The sequence below is a fragment of the Streptomyces sp. NPDC017890 genome, from assembly GCF_044328675.1.
Lineage (GTDB): Bacteria > Actinomycetota > Actinomycetes > Streptomycetales > Streptomycetaceae > Streptomyces.
In genome coordinates, this window is sequence record NZ_JBIRHU010000064.1 from 1 (window position 1) to 5808 (window position 5808).

The window sequence follows — 5808 nt, forward strand, 5'->3', positions numbered from 1 at the left end:
CACTCCGACCACGTCGAACAACTCGAGAACGAACTCGCCACCGCCCTCGCCCCCATCACCCCCCGCACCAGCGACATCCCCTTCTACTCCACCGTCACCGGCACCCTCACCGACACCACCGAACTCGACGCCGCCTACTGGTACCGCAACCTCCGCCACACCGTCGACTTCCAGACCACCATCCACACCCTCCTCACCCACGGCCACACCGTCTTCGTCGAAACCAGCCCGCATCCCGTACTGACCGCAGGCATCCAGGACACCGCCGACGCCGCCGACACCACCACCCTCACCACCGGCACCCTCCGACGCGACCACGGCGGACCCGCCCAGTTCCTCACCGCCCTCGCCCACCTGCACACCGCGGGCGTACCCGTCGACTGGGAGCCCGCCTTCACCGGAAGCCACGCCCGACGGATCGACCTGCCGACCTACGCCTTCCAGCACGAATGGTTCTGGCTGGAGCCGGTCCGCAGTGGTGGTGAGGCTGTGGGTGTCGGTCTGACCGGGCTCGCGCACCCTCTGGTGAACGCGGTGCTGCCGCTTCCCGACGCCGACGGTTGTGTGCTGACCGGATCGCTGTCGGTCACGACCCATCCCTGGCTGCTTGACCACTCCGTGTTCGGCGATGTGGTCCTGCCGGGCACCGGGTTCGTGGAACTGGCTCTGCAGGCCGGTCTCCAGCTGGGTCTGCGACGGCTGGACGAGCTGACGCTGCAAGCCCCGCTGGTGCTGCCCGAACACGGCGACGTACAGATCCAGGTGCCGGTCGGCGGACCGGACGGGGCCGGGCGGCGCCCGGTCACGGTCTACTCCCGGCGGCACCGGGACGCGGAGTGGGTGCGGCATGCCGTCGGCACCCTCAGCGAGGACGCGGGCACGGCCGTCGACCGGCTGGACGTGTGGCCACCGGCGGGGGCCGCCCCGGTCGACCTCGACGAGGTGTACGCCTCCATGGAGGTGCGCGGTTACTCCTACGGCCCGGTCTTCCGGGGGCTGCGAGCGGCCTGGCGGCGCGGGAACGAGGTGTTCGCCGAGGTCGCGTTGCCCGGTGCGGCCGAGGCAGACGCCGATCGGTGCGGTCTGCATCCGGCGCTGCTGGACGCTGCGTTGCAGGGCGCCGGTCTCGGGGAGTTCGTGTCCGATCCGGGTCGACCGCATCTTCCCTTCGCGTGGTCCGGGCTCACCCTGCACGCGGTGGGTGCACGGGCCCTGCGGGTGGCGCTGGCGCCGGCGGGGCAGGACGCGTTGGCCGTCCGGGTGGCGGATGTCACGGGCGCGCCGGTGCTGTCGGCGGATGCCCTGGTTCTGCGGCCGGTGGACGCGGGCCGGCTCAGTCGTGCGCCTGAGGACGCGTTGTTCCGGGTGGACTGGACCGAGCTCGCGCTGCCCGCCTCCAGCGGGGCGGCGTTCGTCACCGTCGAGTCCCTCACTGAGCTCGCGGACCGCGCCAACCCCTTCACGGCCGACGGTTCGACAGCGTCGGCGGACACCGTGGCGATGCTCGGATCCGGTGTCGTGGAGGAGGGCCCGGAGGGCGTTCACGCGCTGGTCAGCCAGGTGCTGGAGGCGGTCCGGGCGTGGCTGGCGGACGATCGGTTCGCCGACGGCCGGCTCGTGTTGGTGACGCGAGGCGCCGTGGCCACGGCTGCCGGTGAGGCCCCGGAGAACCTGGCGGCCGCGGCCGTGTGGGGCCTCGTCCGTACCGCGCAGACCGAGAACCCGGGCCGTTTCGTGCTCGTCGACCTCCCGGACGAGGACGTGTCCCTGCTCCCCGCGGTGCTCGGCACCGGCGAGCCGCAGGTGGCCGTGCGCGGCGGCGCCGCGCTCGTACCGGGGCTGGCACGGGTCGGCGAGGACGGCCCGACGACCGGCTTCCGCACGGACGCGGGCGTCGGCCTCGGGACAGAGAGCTGGCGGCTGGCCACGACCGGCGGTGACACCCTGGAGAGCCTCGCCCGTGTGGCGTGCCCTGAGGTGTCCGAAGCGCTGGGCGACGGCCAGGTCCGGGTGGCTGTGCACGCCGCGGGCGTCAACTTCCGTGACGTGCTCCTGGCGCTGGGGATGTACCCGGACAAGACCGGTCTGCTGGGCAGCGAGGCCGCCGGGGTCGTGCTGGAGACCGGGCCGGGGGTGGACGGGGTGGTCCCTGGCGACCGGGTCATGGGCCTGTTCTCGGGTTCCTTCGGGCCGACGGCGGTCACTGATCACCGGCTGCTGGCACCGGTGCCCGCCGGGTGGTCGTTCGCGCAGGCGGCCACGACTCCGGTCGCGTTCCTCACCGCCATGTACGGGCTCGTCGACCTGGCCGGGGTGCGGCGCGGTGAGGCGGTACTCGTCCACGCGGCCGCCGGCGGTGTCGGGATGGCCGCGGTCCAGGTGGCGCACTGGCTCGGGGCGGAGGTGTTCGCCACCGCGAGTCCGGCGAAGTGGGATGCGGTGCGCGGCCTGGGCGTCGCGGAGGATCGGATGGCGTCCTCGCGGTCCGCCGGCTTCGCGGACCGGTTCCGGGCCGTGGCCCCCGACGGCGTGGACGTGGTCCTCAACTCGCTGACCGGTGAGCTGGTCGACGCCTCCGTCGGGCTGCTGCGCCGGGGCGGGCGGCTGATCGAGATGGGCAAGACCGATGTCCGTGACCCGGCGGAAATGATGGACCGCCACGCTGTGACGTACCGGGCCTTCGAGCTGCTCGAAGCGGGCCCGGACCGGCTCGGCCGGCTCCTCGCCGAGATGGTCGCGCTGTTCGAGGAGGGTGTGTTCACCCCGCTGCCCCTGAAAGCCTGGGACATCGCCCGGACCGGTGAGGCGTTCCGCTTCCTGTCGCAGGCACGCCACGTGGGCAAGCTGGCGCTCACCGTTCCGCGGCCGGTCGGTGAAGGCACCGCGCTGGTCACCGGCGGTACGGGGACGCTGGGCGGTGCGATCGCCCGCCATCTGGTGCGTGAGCACGGTGTGCGTGACCTGGTGCTCGCGAGCCGGTCCGGGGGCACCGCTCCCGCGGCGGCCGGACTGGTCGCGGCGTTGGAGGAGGACGGGGCGCGGGTCCGGGTGGTCGCATGCGATCTCGCCGACCGGGAGGCGGTCGCGGGGCTGGTGGCCTCGATGCCGGACCTGCGGATGGTGGTGCACACGGCCGGCGTGCTCGATGACGCCGTGATCGGTTCCCTCACCCCCGACCGGGTACGGAGCGTGCTGCGTCCGAAGGTGGACGCGGCATGGCACCTGCACGAGCTGACCCGAGGCCGGGATCTCACCGCGTTCGTCCTGTTCTCCTCGGCGGCCGGCGTACTGGGCGGGCCGGGGCAGGGCAACTACGCGGCCGCCAACGCGTTCCTCGACGCACTGGCCGCGCACCGCAGGGCTCAGGGCCTGCCCGCGGTCTCCCTCGCCTGGGGCTTCTGGGAGCGGCGCAGTGAGCTGACGGAACACGTCGAGGCGGACCGGCTCGCACGGGCCGGGGTCCGGCCACTGTCCACCGAGGAGGGGTTCAGGCTGTTCGACAGGGGCCTGACATCCGGTGACGCGCTGCTGGTCCCGGTACGGCTCGACCCGGCCGCGCTGCACGCGGACGCGGTGCCCCCGCTGCTGCGGGGCGTCATGGGTGCGGCGTCACGGGCCGGTCGTGCCCCGGTCGCCCGCGCTGCGGCCGGCACCACCGGTCAGGGCGAAGCCATCGCGGCGGGCCTGGGCCTGACCGGTCTGGCGGCGCCCGAGCGGCGTGCCGCCCTGGTCGACCTGGTCCGCGCCCAGGCGGCGGCCGTGCTCGGCCACGGTGGCGTGGAATCCGTCACCGCCGACAGGCCGTTCAAGGAACTGGGCTTCGACTCGCTGTCCGCGGTGGAACTCCGCAACAGGCTGCGCACCGCGACCGGCCGCCGGCTCCAGGCCACGGTGATCTTCGACCACCCGACGCCGGACGCTCTCGCCGGGCATCTCGAACGCGAGCTGTTCGGGTCGGGGCGGGCGACCGGGGAGCCACTGGCGGTGGAAGCACTGCCGGCCACCGTGGACCCGGCCGTCGACCCGATCGCCGTCGTGGGCATGAGCTGCCGCCTGCCGGGCGGTGTGGACTCGCCCGAGGCTCTGTGGCGGCTGCTGGCCGGGGAACGGGACGCCATGACCGGTCTGCCCTCCGACCGGGGCTGGGACCTCGCGGGACTGTACGACCAGGACCCGGGCCGCTCCGGCACCACCTACACCCGGGCCGGTGGTTTCCTCCACGAAGCCGGGGACTTCGACGCCGGGTTCTTCAGGATCTCGCCCCGCGAGGCGCTGGCCGCGGATCCCCAGCAACGCCTGTGGCTTGAGGCGTCGTGGGAGGCCTTCGAACGGGCCGGCATCGACCCGCTCACGCTCAGGGGCACCCGGACCGGTGTCTTCGCCGGTGCTGCTTCGACCACGTACGGGGCGGACCAGCCGACGACTCCGGAGGGCTCCGAGGGGTATCTCCTCACGGGCAATTCGACGTCCGTGATCTCCGGCCGCGTCGCCTACACACTGGGCCTCGAAGGCCCGGCCGTCACCGTGGACACCGCATGCTCCTCCTCGCTGGTCAGTGTGCACTGGGCCTGCGAGTCCCTCCGGCGGGGCGAGAGCACGCTGGCGCTGGCCGGCGGGGTCGCGGTCATGCCGACGCCGGACCTGTTGGTCGAGTTCTCCCGTCAGCGGGGTCTGGCGGCCGACGGGCGCTGCAAGGCGTTCGCCGCGGCGGCCGACGGCACAGGGTTCGCCGAGGGTGTGGGTGTACTGGTTCTGGAGCGGCTGTCGGACGCCAGGCGCAACGGGCATCAGGTGCTGGCCGTTGTCCGGGGCTCCGCCGTCAACCAGGACGGCGCTTCCAACGGCCTCACCGCCCCCAACGGGCCCTCGCAGCAGCGCGTCATCCAAGCGGCGCTGGCGAACGCGGGACTGTCCCCCGCCGACGTCGACGCGGTCGAGGCCCACGGCACGGGCACGACGCTGGGCGATCCGATCGAGGCCCAGGCTCTCGTCGCGACGTACGGCCAGGACCGCGCCGCCGACCGGCCCCTGCTGCTCGGCTCGGTCAAGTCCAACATCGGCCACACCCAGGCCGCCGCCGGTGCGGCCGGGCTCATCAAGATGGTGCTGGCCCTGCGCCACGGCGTGCTGCCACGCACCCTCCACGTCGACGAGCCGACGCCGCACGTCGACTGGTCCGCCGGTGCCGTGCGGCTGCTCACCGAGCAGACTCCCTGGCCGGCTTCGGAGCGTGCGCGACGGGCCGGTGTGTCCGCGTTCGGCGTGAGCGGCACCAATGCCCACGTGATCCTCGAGGAGGCTCCGGGGCAGGCTGCCGAGCCGGAAACCGACCGGATCGCGCCGCCCGCCGTGCCGTGGGTGCTGTCGGGTGCGGGGCCGGACGGTCTGCGAGCGCAGATCGAGCGCCTCAAGGCCTTCGTGCTGGACGACCCGCAGGCGGACCCCGTGGACATCGGCTGGTCCCTGGCGTCGACCCGGGCGGCGCTGTCCCACCGTGCGGTGGTCGTCGGGACGGACCGCGACGAACTGCTGCGGGAGCTGGACGCGGTGGTGGACATGGGCGCCGCCGAGTCAGGCCGGAAGGTGGTGTTCGTGTTCCCGGGTCAGGGGTCGCAGTGGACCGGCATGGCCCTCGAACTCCTCGACACCAGCCCCGTCTTCGCCGACCGCATGCGCGCATGCGCGCAGGCCCTCGCGCCGTACACCGACTGGTCACTCCTCGACGTCCTCGACGACGAAGACGCCCTCCAACGCGTCGACATCGTCCAGCCCACCCTCTGGGCCATCATGATCTCGCTGGCCGAACTC

Annotated in this window: 1 protein-coding gene; it reads left to right on the forward strand. The window is 73.2% G+C overall.

Translation table 11 applies throughout. From position 1 onward, the window contains the following. Nucleotides 1-5808, forward strand: a 5808-nt coding sequence (locus tag ACH4F2_RS35010) for an SDR family NAD(P)-dependent oxidoreductase (RefSeq protein WP_398136722.1), incomplete at both ends; no start/stop codon positions are given.